The following is a 20921-nucleotide window of genomic DNA, read 5'->3' as shown; positions in this document are numbered from 1 at the left end:
CCTCGTGAATCCCCGTCATGAATTCCCTGGGCGCGGTAGGGTCAATCGAGCGTTTCGCGCGCGCGGATATTCAAGCCGGATATCCATTCTGGACCGCCCGCGCCGCCCGGCGCAATTGGGCACACGGATTGAAGGGGCACTATGCGAACGCGCGTGCGCGGCGCTTATTCCCCCTTCCGCGGGAGCAAAGCCCACACCCGGCGCCGCAGCGCGCAAAAGAAAAGGGCCCGCCGAAAAGGCGGGCCCAGGTCGCTGCTTACTGCCCTGCTAGATCAAACCGTCTAACGCGGCGCGCTTATTCCACGCGTTCGCCATGCAGCACCACGTCGAGACCTTCGCGCTCTTCTTCTTCCGAAACGCGCAGGCCCATCACCATGTCGATCACCTTCAGCAGGACGAAGCTCACCACGCCGCTATAGATGAGGGTCGTGAGCACGCCCTTGGCTTGCAGGATGAGGCTGCCATCCGCGCCGCCGATGTCCTTCACCGCGAACACGCCGGTCAGCAGCGCACCGATGATGCCGCCGATGCCGTGCACGCCGAACGCGTCGAGCGAGTCGTCATAGTTGAACTTGTGCTTGAGCCACGTCGCCGACCAGAAGCAGACCACGCCCGCCACCACACCGATCACGATTGCGCCCAGCACGCCGACGAAACCCGAAGCCGGCGTAATGGCCACGAGACCTGCAACGGCGCCCGAAGCGATACCGAGCACCGACGGCTTGCCCTTCGCGATCCACTCCGCGAACATCCAGCCGAGCGCGGCGCAGGCGGTAGCGATTTGCGTCGTGAGCATCGCGAAGCCGGCACGGCCGTCAGCCGCGACTGCCGAACCCGCGTTGAAGCCGAACCAGCCCACCCACAGCATGGCCGCACCCATCAGCGTGAGCGTGAGGTTGTGCGGAGCCATCACTTCGCGGCCATAGCCAACCCGCTTGCCGAGCACGAGACAGCACACGAGGCCCGCGATACCGGCGTTGATGTGCACGACCGTGCCGCCCGCGAAGTCGAGGATGCCGGCGCTGGCGAGCCAGCCCGTCGGCTCCCACACCATGTGCGCGATCGGCGAGTAGACGATGACCGACCACAGCGACATGAACACGAGCATCGCCGAGAACTTCATGCGATCGGCAAACGCACCGGTGATGAGCGCCGGCGTGATGATCGCGAACGTCATCTGATAGACGAAGTACACGGTCTCGGGGATGGTCGGCGCGAGGTGGCTCACGGTAAGCGTCGTCGCCTTGTCGCCCTTGATGTAGTTCATGCCCTCAAGGAAGATGCGCGAGAAGCCGCCGATGAACGAGCCGCCCGGCGTGAACGCGATCGAGTAGCCGACCACCGTCCAGATCACCGTGACGACGCAGGTGATCGCGAAGCTCTGCATGAGCGTCGAGAGCACGTTCTTCTTGCGGACCATGCCGCCGTAGAAGAGCGCGAGGCCCGGGATCGTCATGAACAGCACGAGCGCGGTGGAGGTCAGCATCCACGCGGTGTCGCCGGAGTTGATCTTCGACGAATCGACCGAGAACGGCGCGGTCGGTGCGGCGGGCGCCGCAGCTGCGGCAGCGGCCGATGCGTCGGCCGGGGCGCTGGCGGCGGCGGCCGGGGCGCTGGCTGCTGCTGCCGGGGCCGAAGCCGCGTCGGCTGCGGACGCATCGGGCGCCGAAGCCGTGGTGGCCGGCGCGGAGGCCGCGGCGGGCGCGGATGCGTCGTCCGCCAGCGCGGCGCCGACGCCGCCGGCCAGCAGCGAGCCGGCCATCATCAGGGACATCAAAAGTTTGCGCATCTCGGTTTCCTCTTTCCTCTTGTCTCGGTCTCTTTAGGCTTTACAGCGCGTCGGCGCCGGTCTCGCCGGTGCGGATGCGGATCACTTGTTCGATCGGGGTGACGAAAATCTTGCCGTCGCCGATCTTGCCCGTGCGGGCCGCGCGTTCGACTGCCTCGATGGCCTGCTCGACGATGTCGTCGGCCACGGCGGCTTCGATCTTCACCTTCGGCAGGAAGTCGACGACATACTCCGCGCCGCGGTACAGCTCGGTGTGCCCCTTCTGGCGACCGAAGCCTTTCACCTCCGTCACCGTGATCCCCGAAACGCCGATCGCCGAAAGGGCTTCGCGCGCCTCATCGAGCTTGAACGGCTTGATGATTGCTGTAATGAGTTTCATGTAGTCCTCGCTGTGGTTTGCTTCATTCCTTTGTCTGCTTCTGCAACGGGCGCCCGGCGAACGGCGCGTGATGCTTCGCCGCGTCGCTGGCACACCGTGAGCCAACCTGTCGTTCGGTGCGCGGGGCAGTATTAGCAACACCCGTGCCAATTTGCTGCAGTCCGTGCGTAAAGGCGGTGTGATGAACTTCGATGCAAGCGCGCTCAAAGCCGTGGACAATGCGGTCCGCGCCTTGAGGGGCGCGGCGCGCAAGGCCCTGGCCGAACGGCCAGCGTGGCGCGCGCGGTGGCGTGGCGGGGGGAACGTTGCTACAGTGTTCTCAGGCATTGCTGCCGCGCCGGGCGCCGCATGGCGGCTGGAAATGGCCCGCCGCGCCACAGCGCGAAGCACACGGGCCCGCGGTGCGCACCACTTGCGCGCACACTGGCCGGGGCCCTGCGAGTTCGCACCAAGATCGATCACGGTCCGCCGCGGGGCACAGGCGAAACAAAACTTGCACATTTTTTGTGCAGCGAAGGGGAATCGAATGAAGCAACCTAACGATGTATTCAATGATCTGCAGTCGCGCATGAGCGATCTGCTCAAGAACTCGCCGGCGCGCGATGTCGAACGCAATGTTCGCGCAATGTTGTCGCAAGGCTTTTCGAAGCTGGACCTCGTCACGCGCGAGGAATTCGACGCGCAAACGCAGGTGCTCGTGCGCACGCGCCAGCGCCTCGAAGAACTCGAGCGCCGCGTGGCCGAGCTCGAGCAGAAGCTGCCGGTGACTAGCCAGTCCTCCTGATCATTTCCTTGCGCACTCCTGTGCGCAATTGAGTGCAGCACCGCTGCCGCCCCGCCGCAAGCGATCCGTAGCGTGGTCGCAATGGAACCGTAAAGGGGCATACGCCTCACCAGCCTGGCGCATGCACGGCGCGCGAAACACATACGAAGCCCGGTCCGAAGCTTCGTACACCGCGCGCCACTTCCGCATGCGAGCCTTCCGGAGAATCCCATGTCGCTTGCCGTGGTGCGCAGCCGCGCGCCGGCTGCTGGCCGCGCGCCCGAAGTCACCGTCGAAGTCCATCTCGCCAACGGTCTGCCGTCGTTTTCGATTGTGGGGCTGCCCGACCTCGAAGTGCGCGAAAGCCGCGAGCGCGTGCGCGCCGCGCTCTCGAACTGCGGCTTCGATTTCCCGGTGAGGCGCATTACCGTCAACCTGGCGCCCGCCGATCTACCCAAGGAATCCGGCCGCTTCGATCTGCCCATCGCGCTCGGCATTCTCGCGGCGAGCGGTCAGCTTCCGGTTGCTGCGCTCGAACACCGGGAGTTCGCGGGCGAGCTTTCGCTCACCGGCGCCGTGCGGCCCATGCGCGGCGCGTTTGCCATGGCGTGCGGCACGGCACGCGCGCACAGAGAGCGCGCAGCGCATTTCGACGAAGCGGCAGCGTTCAGCCGCGAGCCCATAGGCGAAAGCGCCATCCTTCGGATTCCCGATACTGAACCCGGCGAAGCAGCGCGCTCCGGCATGCCCGAGCTTTATCTGCCTGCGCAAAACGCTGCCGAAGCGGCGCTCGTGCCAGATGTCGCGGTGTACGGCGCGGCAGACCTGCGCTCCCTGTGCGCCCATCTGGCGGGCGGCGATCCCGAAGCGCGCCTCGCCCCCGTGCGTGCGCGCGCCCTCGACACTGGACCCATCGCCACGCCCCCTGACATGGCCGACGTCGTCGGCCAGCGCGGGGCGCGCCGGGCGCTCGAAGTCGCGGCGGCCGGCGGGCACCATCTGTTGATGGTCGGGCCGCCAGGCGCCGGCAAGTCGATGCTCGCCGCACGCCTGCCCGGGCTCCTGCCACCCATGACGGACGACGAGGCGTTAGCCTCCGCCGCCCTGCTCTCCGCCAGCGCGGTCGGTTTCACGCCGCAGCAGTGGCGCAAGCGGCCGTTTCGCGCGCCGCATCACTCGTCGAGTGCCGCCGCGCTGATCGGCGGGCGCAATCCGCCGCAGCCGGGCGAGATCACGCTCGCGCATTTAGGGGTGCTATTTCTGGACGAGCTGCCCGAATTCGACCGCCACGTGCTGGAGACCCTGCGCGAGCCGCTCGAAGTGGGCGCGATCACCATTTCACGCGCCGCGTGGCAAACCGACTTTCCGGCCGCCTGCCAACTCATTGCCGCGATGAATCCCTGCCCGTGCGGCTGGCGCGGCGACCCCGCTGGTCGCTGCCGCTGCACGCCCGAAAGCGCCGCGCGCTATTTGCGCAAGCTGTCGGGGCCGCTCCTGGACCGCATCGACATCCAGATCGAGATTCCAGCGCTGCCGCCCGCCGAACTGGCCGCTCGCGCGAGCACGAACGCCGAATCGAGCGCCGCGATCGCCGCTCGCGTCCAGGCGGCACGCGAGCGCCAGCTGGCGCGCCAGAGTAAAACCAATCGCGAATTGAACGGCCGCGAAACCGACGCAGTCTGCCAGCCGGACGCCGCCGGGGAAGCGCTGCTGCGCGAAGCGGGCGAGCGCTTTGGCTGGTCGGCACGCGCCCATTACCGGGTGCTCAAGGTCGCGCGCACGATCGCCGATCTCGCGGGCGCCGCGATGCCCGAAGCCGCCCACGTGGCGGAGGCCGTGCAGTACCGGCGCGTGTTCACCGAGCGGTAACCCGCAGTGCCGGTTTCGCCGGAGAGCGCTGCCGCTTTGCGCCGCAGGGAATGTGAATAGCGCCAATAAGTCGAAGTCAAGACTTGACTTATGCACATTTCGTCATGATGCCCCTGGTTCTGAGCATGGTTCGCATTACGCCACGATCGCTTTCGTAACCCATTGATTCTTCTACCCTTCTGGATTTACAGAAAAGCGGCCAAAACTAACAGAAAGCCCACAGGACGGCCCTTTCCGGCCAACGGGGCGTTGTTTTCCACAAAGTTACCCACAGCTCCTGTGGGTAACCAGTAAACCGTCAATCAAATCCGATAATTAGCGTGTTTACCTGCAGCGCAACTTTCACTTCGGCCCGCAAGCGCCCGCCGCTGTGTGACCAAAACATCGCGACGCAAGGCGTACTGCGGACTCCCAAAACTCAGTACAGCTTGAAAGATCCGAAGAACTGATCGACCTGCTCGACCGGCGGCTCGGTACGGCCGACGATCGCCACCTGATAGACGCGTGCGCCCTTTGCCACGAGCCGCGCGTGGATCGTGCGCGTCTCGCCGTTGGCGCCCGCCTTGCCGGCCATGCGCATTTCGACGCCCTCGACCGAGCCGCCCATTGCAAGCGGCACCCCCACCGCGTGTGTCTCGGCAGCCGCGCCCACGTTGCGCGCGAGGCCCGCGCGCAGGAAGTCGAGTGCCTTTTGCTGCGTTGCGGGCTGCGCGTCGGGCAGATCGAGCGTGCCGACCACGAACACGTCGCCGGCGACTTCGGCCGTCTGCACGCGCATGCGCATCGGCGTGCCGTTCACGTCGATGCGGCGCTCGTCCTTGTCGGGCTTGGCCGGCAGATCGATCGCGTAGCCGCTCGCATCGTTTGAAATCGTGCGCCAATCGTAAGTGGGCGAGCAGGCGGCCAGCGCGAACGCGGCGGCGACTATGCCCAGCGCCGCCACGCGGGCAGGAACGGAGGCGCGCATCGGTAGATTCAACGGGAGTCGGGCACGGCGAAGGATGTCCAGGACCATGGGGCGCGGTTCGTCACGGAGGTGAAAGGTGCGCGACATTATCCGTCGACGCATACCCGGATGTTGTCTCGCAACCGCTATGCCGGGAAATTCCGCGCTACAATATTTGGGCTCGACACCCGCGCCCTTCGGCGCACGAGGCAAGGCTCATGACCGCTGCATCCCCGAATTCTTCGAACAAGCGTTCCGGCGCGCTCACGCGCATTGGCGCGGCGGTGGTCGTCGTCGCGATCGCTGTGGCCGGCTACTTCGCGTTCTTCGGCAGCCAGCAGCGCGTGCCCGACGCCACCTTCACGCTCCTGTCCGGCCAGAAGGTCTCCACGAACGACCTCAAGGGCAAGGTCTACCTCGTCAACTTCTGGGCGACGAGCTGCACGACCTGCATGGCGGAAATGCCGAAGATGGTCCAGACCTATAACCGCTTCAAGGGCGAAGGTCTCGAGTTCGTCGCAGTGGCGATGAACTACGACGCGCCGATGTACGTCGCCAACTACGCGCAAACGCGCCAGCTGCCGTTCAAGGTGGCGATGGACGACGGCTCGGCGGCCAGGCAGTTCGGCAACGTCCAGCTCACGCCCACTACCTTCGTGATCGGCCGCGACGGCAAGATCCTCAAGCGCTACGTGGGCGAGCCGCAGTTCGCCGAACTCGACCAGTTGCTGCAGAAGGCGCTGGCGACCTGATACGCGATTCGCGTAGCCATAAAAAAAGCAGCGGAAAACCCGCTGCTTTTTTTATGCCTCTTTGTGCCGCTTCACGCCTCGCCGCGCGCCACCAGCCCATAGCGGCGAATTTTCTCGTACAGCGTGGCTTTCGCCATTTGTAGCCGCTCGGCGGCCTGGGCGACCGCGCCGTTGGTCTGCTGCAGCGCGTCGGCAATCAGTGCGCGCTCGTACTGCTCCACGCGCTCCTTGAGCGGCAACGCGTCGTCCTCGCCGGCCGCCGCGACTGCCGACAGATCGTCGGGAATCCCGAGGACTCGGCGGTCGGCCGCATTGCGCAGTTCGCGCACGTTGCCCGGCCAGTCGCGTTGCGCGAGCCGCATGCGATCGCGCTCGGTGAGGAGCGGCGCAGGACGCTGGTAGCGCACCGCCGCGTCGAGCAGGAAGTGCTCGAAGAGCGGCACGATGTCCTCGCGGCGCTCGGCCAGCGGCGGCAACGCGATCGTCACGACGTTCAGCCGGTACAGCAGGTCGCGCCGGAAGGTCCCCGCCGCGACGTGCTCGCTCATGTCGCCCTTCGCCGCCGCGACCACGCGCAAGTCGGCGCGCACCGGCTGGTTCGAACCGAGGCGCTCCAGCACGCCATCCTGCAGCACGCGCAGCAGCTTCACCTGCAGCGAGAGCGGCATGCTTTCGATCTCGTCGAGAAAGAGCGTGCCGCCGCTCGCGTGCTCGAGCTTGCCGATCCGGCGCTTGGCCGCACCCGTGAAAGCACCCGCCTCGTAGCCGAACATCTCCGACTCGAACATCGGTTCGGGCAGCGCGCCGCAGTTCACGGCGACGAACGGCTTGTCATGGCGCGGCGAAAGCTCATGCAGGCTGCGCGCAATGAGTTCCTTGCCCGCGCCAGTGTCGCCGTTGATGAGCACCGAGGCGTCCGTCGGCGCGACGTTCGCGATGAGCTTGCGCACCTGTTCGATCGCCGGACTTTTGCCGATGATGCGCGGCGCGAGCGCGTCGTGCCCCGCCAGCTCGCGGCGCAGCGCGAGGTTTTCGAGCACGAGCAGGCGCCGCTCCAGCGCGCGCCGCACCGTTTCGATGAGGCGCTCGGAGGCAAACGGCTTTTCGATGAAGTCGTAAGCGCCGTCGCGCATGGCCTGCACGGCCATCGAGATATCGCCGTGGCCCGTCACGAGGATGATGGGCACCTCGGGCGCTCGCTCGTGGCATTGCGCGAGCAGATCGAGCCCGCTCATGCCGGGCAGGCGGATATCGCTCACCACGACGCCCGCGAAGTCGGCATCGACGAGCGGCAGCGCGCTTTCCGCATTGGCGAAACCGGCGGCGTCGAAGCCGGCGAGCTGCAGGCTTTGCACGCCCGCGCGGCGCACCAGTTCGTCATCCTCTACGTAGAGCACCCGGCCGGGCGTGGTATTGACCATGCGTTCACCATGTTCGTTCGTCATCCTGATTCAAAAGCCAGCCACACAACCCAGCGTCACAACCCCGCGGCACGCGCCGCGCTCTCGGCATCGGCACGCGCGCGGCGCAACGTCAGCACGAAGCGTGCGCCGCCTTCGGGTACGTTGCTCGCCGTGAGCGAGCCGCCGCAGTCGCGTGCGATCGACGAGGAGATCGCGAGTCCGAGGCCGAGCCCCTGCCCCATTTCCTTCGTCGTGAAAAACGGCTCGAAGAGGCGCGGCAGCACATCGTCGGGAATGCCCGGCCCATTGTCGCTCACCGCGATGGCGAGCGTCGCGGCGCTCGCCTGCACGTCGATCGCAATGCGCGGCGACGGCAGGCCTCCCACGGCGTCGAGCGCATTGCCGAGCACGTTGATGAGCACCTGTTCGAGCCGCAGGTCGTCGCTCTGCGCGCTCAGGTCCGGGTACTCGGCGTCCACGTCGAGCGGCACGGTCGGCGCGCCGTCTTCCGTCAACGTGAGATCCACGCGCACGCCGTCGAGCCGCTTGCCGAGCAGCGCGAGCGAGTTGCGCAGCGCGCGGGCCACCGGTGCACGCGCGCCCCTCGGCCGCGCACGCCCGACGAACAGCTTGAGCTGATTGACGATCTTGCCCATGCGCTCGGTGAGCGAGCCGATCGCCTCGAGGTTTTCGGTGGCCGCCGCGTACTGGCCGCGCTCCAGAAACACGCGCGTGTTGTCCGTGAAGCTGCGCAACGCCGCGAGGGGCTGGTTCAGTTCGTGCGTGATGCCCGCCGCCATCTGGCCGAGCGCGGCGAGCTTGCTCGCCTGGATCAGCTCGTCCTGGGTGGCGCGCAGTTCCGCTTCGGCGCGCGTGCGCTCCGCTACCTCGCGCTGCAGGCGCTCGTTGGCCTGCGAGAGATCGGCGGTGCGCTCTGCCACGCGCTCGTTGAGCATCGCGTAGGCCTTTTGCAGCATCGCGCGGCTGCGCATCACTTCCCTCACGCGTGCGCGCCGCATGCGCCAGTAGAAGCCGAACAGGCACAGCGAAACGTAGCCGAAACCGGTCATGATGGTCGCGTTGCGCGAGGCTTCGAGCACGGGGTCGATCGACGACATGGTGACGAGATGCCAGTCGGGCTCGACGAGCGAGCGGCGCGTTTCCAGGTAACGCGGTGCGCGGATGCCGGCGCCCATGCGCACGATGTCGGCGCCGCCCTGCAACACGCGTTCGACGCGCGTCGGCAGCGGCGCGATCGGCTCGCTCGCGTACTGGCGCGTGGCGTCGATCGAGGCCACCACGGCCGGCGGCAGCGGGCGTACCGTGCGGTACTTCCACGCGGGCACCGAAGAGAGAAAGATCACGCCGTTGTCGTCGGTGACGAGCAGCGGCTCCGAGGCATCGGTGCCCGGAAACCATTCGAGATTGAGCTTCACCACGGCCACGCCGACGATCTTGCCGTCGCGCCGCACGGGTTGCGACACGTAGTAGCCCGGATCGTGCGAGATCGTGCCGATGCCGAAGAAGCGCCCCACGCGGCCGTTCATCGCGTCGATGAAATACGGCCGGAAGCGGTAATCCGCGCCCACGAAACTGTCGGGGTCGCGCCAGTTGCTCGCCGCGATGCTCTTGCCGTCGGCGCGGATGATGTAGGTCGTCGTGGCGCGCGCGTGACGGTTCACGTCTTCGAGATAGCGGTTCGCGGCGGCCACCCACTCGGGTCTCGGATCGACCAGCACGTCCTGCACGAGCGGATGCTCGCCGACGATATAAGGCAGCGAGTCGTAGCGCTCGAGCGTGCTCTTGAGCGAAGCCGCGGTGCGGTCGCCGCGCACGGCAGCGTTGCGGCGCAGCGCGTCGATCCCGGTCTGCCACGTGAGCGCCCACGTCAGCGCGCAGACCGCGACGAGGCCGGCTGCGAGCGCGAAGAGGATGATGAGGCGGCGCGTCACGTGAGCGGCTTCCAGACGGTCGAGGGGGATGAGGGAGATTGTGGCACACGGCCGCGCCGCGCCGGGGCGTCCGGGTCGCACGGTGCGCTTGGGGCCCACTCAGCCAAACTGCGGCGAAGTCGGACGAGAAACAAAAACGGGCGGCGCTCGCGCAGGGGAAACGCTCGCGCCGCCCAGCGGCGATGGCCGCGAAAGATCGAGAGAACAGACATCGACGGGCGGCGCGCCTCACGGCCTGCGCGCGCCCGCCCAGCGCGGCTTACGCGCCTGCGCTTTCCTTCATTTCTTCGACCTCGCCGGAGAGCACGGCGCGCAGCTTGTTGCGGTCGAGCTCCTTCTCCCATGCCGAGACCACGACCGTCGCCACGCCGTTGCCGACGATGTTGGTCAGCGCACGGCACTCGCTCATGAAGCGGTCGATGCCGAGGATCAGCACCATGCCCGAGAGCGGAATGGTCGGCACCACGGCGAGCGTGGCCGCCAGCGTGATGAAGCCTGCGCCGGTCACGCCGCTCGCGCCCTTCGAGGTGAGCATCGTCACCGCGAGCAGCGTGAGCTGCTGCGTCCACGTGAGATCGGTGTTGGTCGCCTGGGCGATGAAGAGCACCGCCATCGTCATGTAGATGTTGGTGCCGTCGAGGTTGAACGAGTAGCCGGTCGGCACGACGAGGCCCACGACCGACCGCGAGCAGCCAAGGCGCTCGAGCTTCTGCATCAGTTGCGGCAGGGCCGATTCCGACGAGCTGGTGCCGAGCACGATCAGCAGCTCTTCCTTGATGTAGGAAACGAAGCGGATGATCGAGAAGCCCGTGAAGCGCGCGATCGCGCCGAGCACGACGAGCACGAACACGATCGACGTGAGGTAGAACGTGCCGATGAGCTTGAGCATCGGGATCAGCGAGCCCACGCCGTACTTGCCGATGGTGAACGCCATCGCGCCGAACGCGCCGATCGGTGCGAGCTTCGTGACGATCTTCACGACGCCGAACAGCACGCCCGAGATGCTGTCGATGAACTCGGTCACCACGCGGCCACGCTCGCCCAGTTGCGTGAGCACGGCGCCGAACAGCAGCGCGATCAGCAGAATCTGCAGGATTTCGCCCTGCGCGAACGCCGAGGTGATCGTGTCCGGAATGATGTGCATCAGGAAGTCGACGCTGCTCTGGCCATGCGCCTTTTCGGCGTAGCTGGCCACGGCCTTGGCGTCGAGCGAATGGACGTCGACGTTGAAGCCCGCGCCCGGCTTCAGCACGTGCGTGGCGATCAGGCCGAGCACGAGCGCGAAGGTCGAGACGATCTCGAAGTACAGCAGCGCCTTGCCGCCCACGCGGCCCACCTTCTTCATATCCTCCATGCCGGCGATGCCGGTCACGACGGTACAGAAGATGATCGGCCCGATCACCATCTTGATGAGCTTGATGAAGGCGTCGCCGAGCGGCTTCATGTCGATGCCGATGGCGGGCCAGTAATGGCCGAGGATCACGCCGATGACGATCGCCACGATCACCTGGAAATAGAGGACTTTGTGGAGAGGTTTCTTCACGATGGTTCCTGCAAATGAGTTAAGCCAATGGCCGAACGAATCGAGTTCGGGCCGCGACAGGTCGAAACTGGGGATCAGCGAAACCGGAAGAGGGGATCGGACATCGGCTGTCTCCTTGCTGTTTTTTTTGTCGCGGCCGGGGTGGCCGCGCGTTCTTATTTGCAAGGAGAATGCCAGCTAGCGCAACCGCTCATGCCATTGATTTATAAGGATTTTTATCCAACGAACCAAGGCGCGAATCTGGTTTTCCAGAATCGCGCCCTATGAGCGTTCGGATTTCCAGAAAGACAGGAGCCGCCTTAGCCGCGTCCCTTCCACGGCACGAGGCGCCGTTCGAGCGCGCGCATGGCGAGGTCAAAGCCCCAGGCAATGAGCCCGATCAGCACGATGCCCATCACCACGACGTCGGTACGCAGGAAGCTCGATGCGTTGAGCACCATCTGCCCGAGACCTGCCGTCGCGGCGACCATCTCGGCGGCCACGAGCGTAGTCCAGCCGAAGCCGATGGCGATGCGCAGGCCCGTGAGGATCTCCGGCAGCGCGGCGGGCAGCACGACGAAGCGCACGATCTGCGCGAGGCTGCCGCCCAGCGACGCCGCCGCGCGTATCTGCTCGACGCTCGCGCTCTTCGCGCCGGCGCGCGCGGCCATGGCGATGGGCGCGAAACACGCGAGCCAGATCACGACGATCTTGGCCGTTTCGTCGATGCCGAACCAGATCACCACGAGCGGCAGGTAGGCAAGCGGCGGCAGCGGCCGGTAGAACTCGAGCGGCGGATCGAGCAGGCCGCGCGCGATGCGCGAGACGCCCATCAGAATGCCGACGGGCACGGCCGTCACCACCGCCAGCAAGAACGCACCGAACACGCGCAGCGCGCTCCAGAACAGATGCTCGGAGAGCGGCAGGCCCCCCTGGATGCGGCCGTGCAGCGCGTCCGTGAAGGCTTGCCAGACGGCTTCCGGCGTCGGCAGGAAAAGCGGCGGCAGCCAGTGCAGGTGCGTCGCGAGCCACCAGAGCAGCGCGAGCGCCGCCACCGACGCCGCGCTCAGCGCCGCCGTAGGGCCTTCGCCGGGCATGCGCCAGACTTTGGAGCGCGCCGCTTGCGCCGCGTGCGCCTCGTCAGTGCGGGGCAGCGCGCGGGCCGCTTTAAGCGCGACTTCTCTCAACGATTCGTGCGACACGCTCATACCGGCTCCTCGTGTGCATGTGCGCCCGCGTCTGCATGCAGCAATTCCACCAGCCGCTCGCGCCACGCGATGAATTCCGGCGACGACTTCACGGCGCGCGCGTCACGCGTGGCGAGATACTGGCGCGCGAACGGCACCTCGTACTCGCGCTCGATGCGGCCCGGGCCCGGCGTCATGACGACGATGCGCGTCGCCAGAAAGAGCGCCTCCTCGACGCTGTGCGTGATGAAGAACACCGTCTTCTGCGTGCGCGCCCAGACGTCGAGCACGAGCGTCTGGACCTGCTCGCGCGTCATGGCGTCGAGGGCGCCCATCGGCTCGTCCATCAGCAGGATCTGCGGATCGCTCGCGAGCGCGCGCGCAATGCCCACGCGCTGCTGCATGCCGCCCGAGAGCGCATACACGCGTTCGCGCGCCTGGGCTTCCAGGCCCACGAGCGCAAGCTGCTCGCGCGCGATGCGCTCGCGCTGCGCTTTCGGCACGCGCCGAAAGCGCAAGCCGAGCGCGACATTTTCCAGCACGTCGAGCCACGGCAGGAGCGCGTGCTTCTGGAACACCACGCCGCGCTCGGCGCCAGGCCCCTCCACACGCGCGCCGTTCACGCGCACCTCGCCAAGCGCCGGCTCGATGAAGCCCGCGATGCAGTTGAGCAACGTGGTCTTGCCACAGCCCGAAGCGCCGAGCGCCACGACGAACTCGCCGCTCGCCACGTCGAGGTTCACGTTCGCGAGCGCGACGTTCGGCGCAGCGTCACGTCGAGCGCCTTCGTAGATGACGGTGAGATCGCGGATCTCGAGCGCGCTCATGGGTTGCTCCTTGCGTTCAATGCGCAGCGGCGCGCTGCACGTACTGCGGATCGACGCCTACCGAATAGTCGGGCAGCACGTTCTGGATCGTGCCTTGCTCCTTGAGGAAGGCCGCCGTGGCGAGCAGCGACTGCGCCGCCCCCGACTGCGCGCCACCGCCCAGCCAGGTCTTCGAGGCCTGCTCGGCGGGCGTGGGGAACGCGTAGAGCGCGAGGCTCGCGGGCACTTCGGCGGCATTCGCACCCGACTCTTTCGCCACCGCCAGCACCTGCGGCGAAGCCGCGTTCCATGCCGTGCGATGCGCGCTGTAATCGGCGTCGGCGGCGGCCAGCACCTTCACGAACCTGGCGACGAAATCGCCGTTGTCCTTCGCGAACTTGCGATCGACCACGAAGCCGTCGAAGGTCGCCTTGCCCGTGGCCTTCGCCACCTGGCCCGAAGTCACCAGCACTTTGCCGTTCTTCTTCACCTGCGCGAGCACGGGGTCCCAGATGTAGGTCGCGTCGATGTTGCCGCGCTGCCAGGCGGCCGCGACCTCGGGCGGACGCAGGTTGACGATCTTCACGTCGGCGGGATTCACGCCCGCGTTCTGCAGCGCGACGAGCGCGTGAAAGTGCGAGGTCGAGACATACGGCACGCCGATCGTCTTGCCCTTCAGACCCGCGATGCTCGTCACGCCCGAACCGTCGCGCGCGACGAGCGCTTCGGCGTCGTTGATGTTGTCGAGAATCCAGAAGAGCGAGAGATCCACGCCCTGCGAGAGGCCCGCCGCAATCGGGCTCGAACCGGCTTCGCCGAGCTGCACCGAGCCCGAGGCGAGCGCGCGGATCACATCGGCGCCGCTCGCGAGCTTACGGTAGGTGACCTTGTAGCCCGTTTCCTTCTCGACTTCGCCGGTTGCCTGCGCGTAGCGCCACGGCACCACCATGTCCTGATACGCGATCACGACCTCGCGCGTTTCGGCGTGCGCGCGCGGCGCGCCGAACGCGCTAGCGAGGCAGGCGGCGGCGAATGCGACGGCGGCGATGTGCGGGCGGCGTGCGAATGCAGGGATAGCGCGAGGGTTCATCGGGAGACTCCGGCGAAACGACGTTCGAGTGAATGAAGGTTCCGACTATAGGGAGTCTGGCGGCGGCCGGTTCTAACTTATCCGCGTTAGCTAATGACGCTGCTGGAGCATTGCTTTTCGCGTTGAGGTGGATGGTGCGGGAATCGATGCATGCATCGCGCTGTTCGAGCGCGGCGCGATGCAAAAAAGCAAAAAGCCCGCTTTTCAGCGGGCTTTTCGATTGCGTGCTTGCGAGAAGGGCGGAATTGTTTAAACCACCCCTGCCCCATGCGCCTGCAGATCGGCGTGATAGCTCGAACGCACCATCGCGCCAACGGCAGCGTGCGTGAAGCCCATCTTGTACGCCTCTTCCTCGTACATCTTGAAGGTGTCGGGATGCACATACGAACGCACTGGCAGATGGTGCTCCGAAGGCTGGAGGTACTGGCCGATCGTCAGCATGTCGACGTCGTGCGCGCGCAGGTCGCGCATCACCTGAAGAATTTCTTCTTCGGTTTCGCCGAGGCCCACCATCAGGCCCGACTTCGTCGCGACTTCGGGATGCAGCGCCTTGAAGTCCTTGAGCAGCTTGAGCGAGTGCGCGTAATCCGAACCCGGGCGCGCTTCCTTGTAGAGGCGCGGCACCGTTTCGAGATTGTGGTTCATCACATCGGGCGGCGCGGCATTGAGGATCTGCAGCGCGCGATCCAGACGGCCGCGGAAGTCCGGCGTGAGAATCTCGATACGCGTTTCGGGCGATTGCTCGCGCACCTGACGGATGCACTCCACGAAGTGGCCGGCGCCGCCGTCACGGAGGTCGTCGCGGTCCACACTCGTGATCACGACGTACTTGAGCTTGAGCGCGCCGATCGTGCGCGCGAGGTTCGCCGGCTCATCCGGATCGAGCGGATCGGGGCGGCCGTGGCCCACATCGCAGAACGGGCAGCGGCGCGTGCACTTGTCGCCCATGATCATGAACGTCGCGGTGCCCTTGCCGAAGCATTCGCCGATGTTCGGGCAGCTCGCTTCCTCGCACACCGTGTGCAGGTTGTGCTCGCGCAGGATGTTCTTGATTTCGTAGAAGCGCGAGTTGCCCGTGGCCGCCTTCACGCGGATCCACTCGGGCTTCTTCAGCTTCTCGATGGGAATGACCTTGATCGGAATGCGCGAGGTCTTGGCCTGCGCCTTCTGTTTTGCGGTGGCGTCGTAGGCAACGGCGTCGGCGCTCGTGCCAGCGGGGTTTGCGGCGGGGTTCGCGGTTACGTCAGTCATGCTTTCGATCCAGTCAGGCCGCCGGTGCAACGCCAGCCTGCGGTTGCGGCGGTTGCCCGCCTGATACGGCCGCTTCGGCCGGGTCCATCGCGGCCGCGTAAGCGGCCGCTTCCTTTTCAGCCGCCTCTGCGACCGGGTGCGTCCCGGCCGCTTCGGCTGAAGGGTCTGTGGCAGCCGCTTCGGCTACCGCCAGAAGTGTTGCTGCGTGCGCCGCGAGATTCGCCTCGAGCCGCGCCGCCAGCGTGGCGGCGACTTCGCGCCAGTCCGCCCGGACGCCAAGCGTGGCCATATCGACGGTTTCGAGACCGGCGTATCCACACGGATTGATCGCCAGAAATGGGTTCAGATCCATCGACACGTTCAGGCTCACGCCGTGATAGCTGCAGCCGTTGCGGATCTTCAGGCCGAGCGCTGCAACCTTGGCGCCCACATGCAGCGCGCTCGCGCCGCTGGCGTCTTCTGGCACGTAAATGCCGGGCGCGCCGGCCTTGCGCTCGCCGGCGAGATTATACGCCGCCAATGTTTCGATCACGGCGTCCTCGATGAGCGTGACGAGCTCGCGCACCATCAGCTTCCTGCGCCGCAAGTCGAGCAGCAGGTAGGCCACCACCTGGCCCGGCCCGTGATACGTGATCTGGCCGCCGCGATCGATCTGTACGAGCGGGATGCCGCTGTTCGCCACCAGCAGATGCTCGGGCTTGCCGGCCTGGCCGAGCGTGAACACGGGCGGATGCTCGACGAGCCAGATTTCATCGGGCGTATTGGCGTCACGGGCGGCCGTGAACTCGCGCATGGCGTCAAAGCTTGCTTGATAAGCCTCGTTGCCGCGCCAGCGCACGACGATGGACGAACTTGCCGTTTGAGACGCGACCGCGGCCGCGCCGGGGTCGGAAGGAATTTGCGAGGGTGAAACCGGGGTGGCGCACATGATTTCGGGAGTTTACCGAATTCGGGGCGAGCGCGCCGGGCATGCTGCGGACAACGGCGGCGATGGGTGGCTTTCCCATCGTCGCCGCTTTCGAGTGACGAGCCGTCAGGTCAAACCGTGCGCCAGCCGTCGCCGATGTGAACGCCTGCGCGCTGTGCGGCGCGCGCGGCCAGGTCGACCACGCGCTCACTCAGGCGCGCCGGCGCGGCGAACCCCACCCACGCGGGCGCGCCGCCTTCCGCGCCGATCCACAGGCGCTCGCCGCGCCGCAGCCGCATCGTGTGGCCGGGTTCGAGCCAGTAGTCGGCGGTGTCGTCGCTGCGCGTGACCCAGACGGTGCCGCACTTCACGCTCAGCCGCGTGCTGCGCGCGACGCGCACTGAAGCCGTTTGGCCGGCCGCCACTTCAAACGTGATATCCGAAGAAATTTCTCTCATTTTCCACTCCGAATGACCTGCTTCGATAGCTACAATCGTAGACACCATAAGGGGTCGAGCAAAACGATCAATTTTCACGCCTATGTGAGAAAAAATACGATATGGATCTGCGCCAGCTACCCGCGCTGAATGCGCTCAAGGCCTTCGAAGCCGCCGCCCGCCACGAAAGCTTCTCGCGCGCCGCCGACGAACTCTTCGTCACGCACGGCGCCGTGAGCCATCAGATTCGCGCGCTCGAAGCGGAACTGGGCGTGGCGCTCTTCGCCCGCGACGGCAAACGCGTGCGCGTAACCGACACCGGCCGCCGCTACGCCGGCCAGGTGCGCGATGCGCTCAGCCAGCTCGCGCACGCCACCCAGGAGATCCGCGCCGGCGACCGCGACCGGCGGCTCGTCGTTTCGATGCTGTCGTCGTTCGCGGCGCGCTGGGTCACGCCGCGCATCGGCCGCTTCATCGAGGCGCATCCGCAGTGGGACGTCGAGCTGCAATCGACGAATTCGCTCACCGACTTCGCGCGCGACGACGTCGATGTCGCCATCCGCTTCGGCTACGGGCACTATCCGGGGCTGCACGCCGAACTGCTGCTCGACGAAATCTTCTTTCCCGCCTGCTCGCCCGAATTCAACGGCGGCAATCTGCCCACCGATCCACACGAACTCGCGAAGCTGCCGCTACTGCGCTCGGACGACGAACTGTGGCGGCCGTGGTTCGACGCCGCTGGCCTCCAGGACCTGCCCGAGCCGAAGCGCGGCGTGCTTTACCAGGATTCGTCGAACCTTTTGCAGGCGGCGATGGACGGCCAGGGCATCGCGCTCGTGCGCCGCTCGCTCGCCATGCACGAGATCACACGCGGGCGCCTCATGCGCCTTTTCAAGGACATCGACGGACCGAGCCCGTGGCGCTACTACTTCATCTGCCCGCCGCAACGCATGCAGACCGAGCGCGTGCAGGCGTTCCGCGACTGGGTGTTCGACGAGGTCGCGCGCTTTCGACGGCTCTACGAGGACGCTTGCGAAGCCGGTCCGCTGATGACGGCCGCCGCCGCGGCGCAGCGCGCGCGCATCGGCGACATGCCCTGACGTCCATCTGGACGCCAGATGCGGCGCCCGATGCAAAAAGGGCCGCATATTGCGGCCCTTTTCGTTCGAATGCCTTCTGCTCGCTTACAGCACGATCTTCACCATCGGATGCCCGGTGAGGGCGCGATAGATGTCGTCGAGATGCGCCTGGCTCGTGGCGCGCACCGTCACGGTGAGGCCCGTGTAGTTGCCGCCGCTCGACGGACGCGTCTCGATGGTCGCGGCGTCGAAGCCACCGTCGAATTCGCGCAGCACGGTCACGATGGTGTCCTGGAATTCCGGATGCGTCTTGCCCATCACCTTGATCGGGAAGTCGCAGGGGAATTCGATCAGCGATTCTTTCGCTGCGGGGGGGTTTGCCTGTTGTGTCACGTTCATTTCTCCACTTCCTGTAGCTCGGCAACTGCTGCACGCAATGCCTGCGCCTCGCGTTGCTTTGCGCGCTGGTACGCTGCGTGAAGCGCCGCATAGACCGGGCCCGGCTTGCCGCAGCCTACTGCTTTGCCGTCGAGCGCGACGACCGCCAGCACTTCCTTCGTTGCCGAGGTCACGAGAATCTCGTCCGCCTCGCGCAGTTCGGCTTCGGCGATCTCTCGCGCTTCGAAGCGCACGCCGCACTCCCCGGCCAGCTCCTCGACCAGGCCGTAGCGAATGCCTTCGAGAATGCGGTTGCTGCGCGGCGGCGCAAAGAGCGCGCCGCCCTTCACGACCCACACGTTCGACGAAGACGCTTCGGTGAGCCAGCCGTCGCGCAGCTGGATCGTTTCGAACGCGTCGTTTTCCGCCGCGTGCTGCGCCATCAGCACGTTGCCGAGCAGCGAGGTCGACTTGATGTCGCAATTGAGCCAGCGCTTGTCTTCAGCCGTCACACAGCGCACGCCTTGTTCGCGCTGTGCAACGCCCGGCAGCTTGAGCGGATTGACCATCGCGAACACGGTGGGTGTGGCCGCCGCCGGGAAGGCGTGGCCGCGCGGCGCCACGCCGCGCGTCACCTGCACGTAGAAGTTGGCGTGGGCATCGCGCGCGAGCGCACCCGCCGCTTCGTTCGCCTCGACGAGACGCGCGAGGAGCGCGCGCCAGCCTACTTCGTCGAACGGATTCGCGATGCCGACCTTCTCGAGCGAGCGCTTGAGCCGCGCGAGATGCTGCGCGATGCGAAACGGCACGCGCACCGTGCCTTCATCATCGGCGAGCGCATAGACGGGCATGACTTCGTAAATGCCGTCGCCGAAGATGAAGCCGCGATCGAGCACGGGAATGCGTGCTTCGGAAAGCGGCGTGATCTCGCCGTTGAGCCAGACGAGCGGCTCGGCCGGCTGCGTCGCTGAAGCGGACGTCATGACTTCTTCTTGTTGACCATGAGCATGAGCGAATCCCACACGCGGCCGACGACACCGGCCTGCGGCACGGCTTCGAGCGCGACGAGCGGAACCTGCGCGAGCACCTTGCCGTCCGCACCCACGAACTTCGCCGAACCGACCTGCTGGCCAACGGCGAGCGGCGCAATCAGCGGGCTGCTGAGTTCGACCTGCGGCTTGGCCTTCTCGGCGGCGCCCTTGGGCAGCGTGACGAACTGATCCTTCTGCACGCCGACCTTTACGGCGTCGAGCGTGCCCTTGTAGATGCGCGGCGTCGCCACGGCCTGGTTCGCCTGATAGATGCGCGTGGTGTCGTATGCGCTATAGCCGTAGTTCAGCATCTTCAGGCTGTCCTGCACGCGGTCGTGTTCCTTCGGCTCGCCCATCATCACCGAAACGAGACGGCGGGAGGCGCCGCCCGCGATCGGACGCTTGGCCGATGCGATCAGGCAGTAACCCGCAGCTTCGGTGTGGCCGGTCTTCAGACCGTCGACGGTCGGGTCGATCCACAGCAGGCGATTGCGGTTCGGCTGCTTGATGTTGTTGTACTTGAATTCCTTGACCGAGAAGATTTCGTAGTACTCGGGATAGTCGCGGATCAGGCGCGCGGAGAGCCTGGCGAGGTCGCCGGCCGTCGTGTAGTGATTCGGGTCGGGCATGCCGTTCACGTCGGCGAAATGCGTGTGCGTCATGCCGAGCTTTTGCGCCTCGGCGTTCATCATGTTGGTGAAATTCGCCTCGCTGCCGCCCACGAGTTCGGCGAGCGCGATGGCCGCGTCGTTGCCCGACTGCACGATCATGCCGTACACGAGGTCATGCACCGAGACCGGCTTGTTGGCTTCGATGAACATGCGCGACTCGTCGTTCTTCACGCGGCGCACGGCTTCGCTCGGCTCGATGATCTGGTCCATCGAGATCTTCTTGCTCTGCAGCGCCTCGAACACGAGGTACGCGGTCATGAGCTTCGTGAGCGATGCGGGCTCGACGCGCTCATCGGCGTTGCCGGAGGCGAGCACCTGGTTCGCGGTGGCGTCGACGAGCACCCACGAGCGCGCGTTCACGCCGGGCGGCGGCAGGCCGCCAAGCACCTGGTCTGCGGCCGCGCCGGCAGACGCCTGCGCCTGCGGCTGTGCCTGCACTTTCGCGCCGGCGGGTGCGGGCGTGCGGGCAAACGCGCTCGCGCTCACGAGAAGTGTGGCCGGCAGCAGCGTTGCGAGCGTGACATTGCGGACGACGGAGGAAGGAACGAAAGAAGACGGTTGGCCGGAGGAGAGAAAACGCATAGGTTCAGGTCGGGCTGAATGGGGACGGGATGAACGTAGCGCGCCATGCGGCGCACGGTCGGTGAAAGCCGGAATGCGGGTGCCGTGCATGCGCCGGTCGCGGCGCAGCAAGCACAAAATTGGCGAA

The 20921-nt window shown here is 66.4% G+C and carries 19 protein-coding genes and 1 pseudogene; 5 read left to right on the top strand and 15 right to left on the bottom strand.

Features of this window, described 5'->3' with window-relative positions; genetic code table 11:
- Positions 1–295 precede the first annotated feature (295 nt).
- Both AB4Y36_RS08810 and AB4Y36_RS08805 read right to left on the bottom strand, forming a co-directional pair.
- Complete coding sequence (locus AB4Y36_RS08810; RefSeq protein WP_368682762.1) at positions 296–1789, bottom strand: ammonium transporter; 1494 nt, start codon at positions 1787–1789, stop codon at positions 296–298.
- Between the two features lie 40 nt (positions 1790–1829).
- Positions 1830–2168, bottom strand: coding sequence for a P-II family nitrogen regulator (locus AB4Y36_RS08805; protein WP_028201804.1), 339 nt, complete (start codon positions 2166–2168; stop codon positions 1830–1832).
- 526 nt (positions 2169–2694) lie between these two features.
- Here AB4Y36_RS08805 and AB4Y36_RS08800 point away from each other — a divergent pair.
- Both AB4Y36_RS08800 and AB4Y36_RS08795 read left to right on the top strand, forming a co-directional pair.
- Complete coding sequence (locus AB4Y36_RS08800; protein WP_069264980.1) at positions 2695–2952, top strand: accessory factor UbiK family protein; 258 nt, start codon at positions 2695–2697, stop codon at positions 2950–2952.
- Between the two features lie 210 nt (positions 2953–3162).
- Entirely contained in the window at positions 3163–4800 is a 1638-nt protein-coding gene (locus AB4Y36_RS08795) for a YifB family Mg chelatase-like AAA ATPase (RefSeq protein ID WP_368682761.1), read from the top strand.
- A gap of 418 nt (positions 4801–5218) precedes the next feature.
- Here the strand turns inward: AB4Y36_RS08795 and AB4Y36_RS08790 are convergent, their stop codons facing one another.
- Positions 5219–5767 (bottom strand): hypothetical protein, encoded by a 549-nt coding sequence (locus tag AB4Y36_RS08790; RefSeq protein WP_368682760.1) that lies wholly within the window; start codon positions 5765–5767, stop codon positions 5219–5221.
- Between the two features lie 197 nt (positions 5768–5964).
- Here AB4Y36_RS08790 and AB4Y36_RS08785 point away from each other — a divergent pair, with 197 nt between their 5' ends.
- Positions 5965–6498 carry a TlpA disulfide reductase family protein gene (locus AB4Y36_RS08785; RefSeq protein ID WP_069265066.1) on the top strand — a complete coding sequence of 178 codons (534 nt, stop codon included), beginning with the start codon at positions 5965–5967 and terminating at the stop codon, positions 6496–6498.
- 71 nt (positions 6499–6569) lie between these two features.
- Here the strand turns inward: AB4Y36_RS08785 and AB4Y36_RS08780 are convergent, their stop codons facing one another.
- The 3 genes and pseudogenes from AB4Y36_RS08780 to AB4Y36_RS08770 all read right to left on the bottom strand — a co-directional run bounded on the left by AB4Y36_RS08780 (position 6570) and on the right by AB4Y36_RS08770 (position 11399).
- A complete protein-coding gene (locus tag AB4Y36_RS08780; RefSeq protein ID WP_368682833.1) occupies positions 6570–7919 on the bottom strand; it encodes a sigma-54-dependent transcriptional regulator in 1350 nt (449 codons plus the stop codon).
- A gap of 56 nt (positions 7920–7975) precedes the next feature.
- Positions 7976–9871 (bottom strand): annotated as a pseudogene (locus AB4Y36_RS08775) (ATP-binding protein); the annotation flags it as partial.
- A 241-nt stretch (positions 9872–10112) separates the two neighbouring features.
- On the bottom strand, positions 10113–11399 hold the full coding sequence (locus tag AB4Y36_RS08770; RefSeq protein WP_254314733.1) for a dicarboxylate/amino acid:cation symporter: 1287 nt from the start codon (positions 11397–11399) through the stop codon (positions 10113–10115).
- A gap of 24 nt (positions 11400–11423) precedes the next feature.
- On the opposite strand from AB4Y36_RS08770, the gene AB4Y36_RS08765 reads away from it, so the two are divergent.
- A complete protein-coding gene (locus tag AB4Y36_RS08765; RefSeq protein WP_368682835.1) occupies positions 11424–11663 on the top strand; it encodes a hypothetical protein in 240 nt (79 codons plus the stop codon).
- 32 nt (positions 11664–11695) lie between these two features.
- On the opposite strand, the gene AB4Y36_RS08760 is transcribed toward AB4Y36_RS08765, so the two are convergent.
- The 6 genes from AB4Y36_RS08760 to AB4Y36_RS08735 form a co-directional block, all read right to left on the bottom strand.
- Positions 11696–12583 carry an ABC transporter permease subunit gene (locus AB4Y36_RS08760; protein ID WP_083245272.1) on the bottom strand — a complete coding sequence of 296 codons (888 nt, stop codon included), beginning with the start codon at positions 12581–12583 and terminating at the stop codon, positions 11696–11698.
- Positions 12580–13389: a taurine ABC transporter ATP-binding protein gene (locus tag AB4Y36_RS08755; protein WP_368682759.1), complete on the bottom strand. Its 810-nt coding sequence runs from the start codon at positions 13387–13389 to the stop codon at positions 12580–12582. Before AB4Y36_RS08755 ends, AB4Y36_RS08760 begins: the two co-directional genes overlap by 4 nt.
- Before the next feature lie 16 nt (positions 13390–13405).
- Positions 13406–14458 carry a taurine ABC transporter substrate-binding protein gene (gene tauA, locus AB4Y36_RS08750; protein ID WP_368606420.1) on the bottom strand — a complete coding sequence of 351 codons (1053 nt, stop codon included), beginning with the start codon at positions 14456–14458 and terminating at the stop codon, positions 13406–13408.
- Between the two features lie 249 nt (positions 14459–14707).
- Complete coding sequence (gene lipA, locus AB4Y36_RS08745) at positions 14708–15709, bottom strand: lipoyl synthase (RefSeq protein ID WP_368682758.1); 1002 nt, start codon at positions 15707–15709, stop codon at positions 14708–14710.
- Between the two features lie 13 nt (positions 15710–15722).
- Positions 15723–16637 (bottom strand): lipoyl(octanoyl) transferase LipB, encoded by a 915-nt coding sequence (gene lipB, locus AB4Y36_RS08740; protein ID WP_368682757.1) that lies wholly within the window; start codon positions 16635–16637, stop codon positions 15723–15725.
- Positions 16638–16747: 110 nt separating this feature from the next.
- The gene (locus tag AB4Y36_RS08735; RefSeq protein ID WP_069265084.1) at positions 16748–17074 is read right to left on the bottom strand and encodes a DUF2917 domain-containing protein; all 327 of its coding nucleotides are present in this window, start codon (positions 17072–17074) and stop codon (positions 16748–16750) included.
- Between the two features lie 101 nt (positions 17075–17175).
- On the opposite strand from AB4Y36_RS08735, the gene AB4Y36_RS08730 reads away from it, so the two are divergent.
- Positions 17176–18153, top strand: coding sequence for a transcriptional regulator GcvA (locus AB4Y36_RS08730; protein WP_368682756.1), 978 nt, complete (start codon positions 17176–17178; stop codon positions 18151–18153).
- Positions 18154–18237: 84 nt separating this feature from the next.
- On the opposite strand, the gene AB4Y36_RS08725 is transcribed toward AB4Y36_RS08730, so the two are convergent.
- Genes AB4Y36_RS08725 through AB4Y36_RS08715 form a run of 3 tightly spaced genes read right to left on the bottom strand, consistent with a single transcriptional unit; the run spans position 18238 to position 20794 of the window.
- Entirely contained in the window at positions 18238–18531 is a 294-nt protein-coding gene (locus AB4Y36_RS08725) for a DUF493 family protein (protein ID WP_368682755.1), read from the bottom strand.
- The gene (locus tag AB4Y36_RS08720) at positions 18528–19493 is read right to left on the bottom strand and encodes a D-amino acid aminotransferase (protein WP_368682754.1); all 966 of its coding nucleotides are present in this window, start codon (positions 19491–19493) and stop codon (positions 18528–18530) included. Before AB4Y36_RS08720 ends, AB4Y36_RS08725 begins: the two co-directional genes overlap by 4 nt.
- Complete coding sequence (locus AB4Y36_RS08715) at positions 19490–20794, bottom strand: D-alanyl-D-alanine carboxypeptidase family protein (protein ID WP_368682753.1); 1305 nt, start codon at positions 20792–20794, stop codon at positions 19490–19492. Before AB4Y36_RS08715 ends, AB4Y36_RS08720 begins: the two co-directional genes overlap by 4 nt.
- Positions 20795–20921 lie beyond the last annotated feature (127 nt).

This window comes from Paraburkholderia sp. BR10936 (assembly GCF_040965735.1).
Lineage (GTDB): Bacteria > Pseudomonadota > Gammaproteobacteria > Burkholderiales > Burkholderiaceae > Paraburkholderia > Paraburkholderia nodosa_A.
The sequence above is the reverse complement of the archived record's forward strand: the minus strand, read 5'-3'. Positions and strand labels throughout refer to the sequence as shown.

Bases quoted from the DNA above. Each gene is read 5' to 3' on its own strand.
- AB4Y36_RS08810 (WP_368682762.1), bottom strand. From the start codon at position 1,789: ATGCGCAAACTTTTGATGTCCCTGATGATGGCCGGCTCGCTGCTGGCC.
- AB4Y36_RS08805 (WP_028201804.1), bottom strand. From the start codon at position 2,168: ATGAAACTCATTACAGCAATCATCAAGCCGTTCAAGCTCGATGAGGCG.
- AB4Y36_RS08800 (WP_069264980.1), top strand. From the start codon at position 2,695: ATGAAGCAACCTAACGATGTATTCAATGATCTGCAGTCGCGCATGAGC.
- AB4Y36_RS08795 (WP_368682761.1), top strand. From the start codon at position 3,163: ATGTCGCTTGCCGTGGTGCGCAGCCGCGCGCCGGCTGCTGGCCGCGCG.
- AB4Y36_RS08790 (WP_368682760.1), bottom strand. From the start codon at position 5,767: ATGCGCGCCTCCGTTCCTGCCCGCGTGGCGGCGCTGGGCATAGTCGCC.
- AB4Y36_RS08785 (WP_069265066.1), top strand. From the start codon at position 5,965: ATGACCGCTGCATCCCCGAATTCTTCGAACAAGCGTTCCGGCGCGCTC.
- AB4Y36_RS08780 (WP_368682833.1), bottom strand. From the start codon at position 7,919: ATGGTCAATACCACGCCCGGCCGGGTGCTCTACGTAGAGGATGACGAA.
- AB4Y36_RS08765 (WP_368682835.1), top strand. From the start codon at position 11,424: ATGGCCGAACGAATCGAGTTCGGGCCGCGACAGGTCGAAACTGGGGAT.
- AB4Y36_RS08760 (WP_083245272.1), bottom strand. From the start codon at position 12,583: ATGAGCGTGTCGCACGAATCGTTGAGAGAAGTCGCGCTTAAAGCGGCC.
- AB4Y36_RS08755 (WP_368682759.1), bottom strand. From the start codon at position 13,389: ATGAGCGCGCTCGAGATCCGCGATCTCACCGTCATCTACGAAGGCGCT.
- tauA (WP_368606420.1), bottom strand. From the start codon at position 14,458: ATGAACCCTCGCGCTATCCCTGCATTCGCACGCCGCCCGCACATCGCC.
- lipA (WP_368682758.1), bottom strand. From the start codon at position 15,709: ATGACTGACGTAACCGCGAACCCCGCCGCAAACCCCGCTGGCACGAGC.
- lipB (WP_368682757.1), bottom strand. From the start codon at position 16,637: ATGTGCGCCACCCCGGTTTCACCCTCGCAAATTCCTTCCGACCCCGGC.
- AB4Y36_RS08735 (WP_069265084.1), bottom strand. From the start codon at position 17,074: ATGAGAGAAATTTCTTCGGATATCACGTTTGAAGTGGCGGCCGGCCAA.
- AB4Y36_RS08730 (WP_368682756.1), top strand. From the start codon at position 17,176: ATGGATCTGCGCCAGCTACCCGCGCTGAATGCGCTCAAGGCCTTCGAA.
- AB4Y36_RS08725 (WP_368682755.1), bottom strand. From the start codon at position 18,531: ATGAACGTGACACAACAGGCAAACCCCCCCGCAGCGAAAGAATCGCTG.
- AB4Y36_RS08720 (WP_368682754.1), bottom strand. From the start codon at position 19,493: ATGACGTCCGCTTCAGCGACGCAGCCGGCCGAGCCGCTCGTCTGGCTC.
- AB4Y36_RS08715 (WP_368682753.1), bottom strand. From the start codon at position 20,794: ATGCGTTTTCTCTCCTCCGGCCAACCGTCTTCTTTCGTTCCTTCCTCC.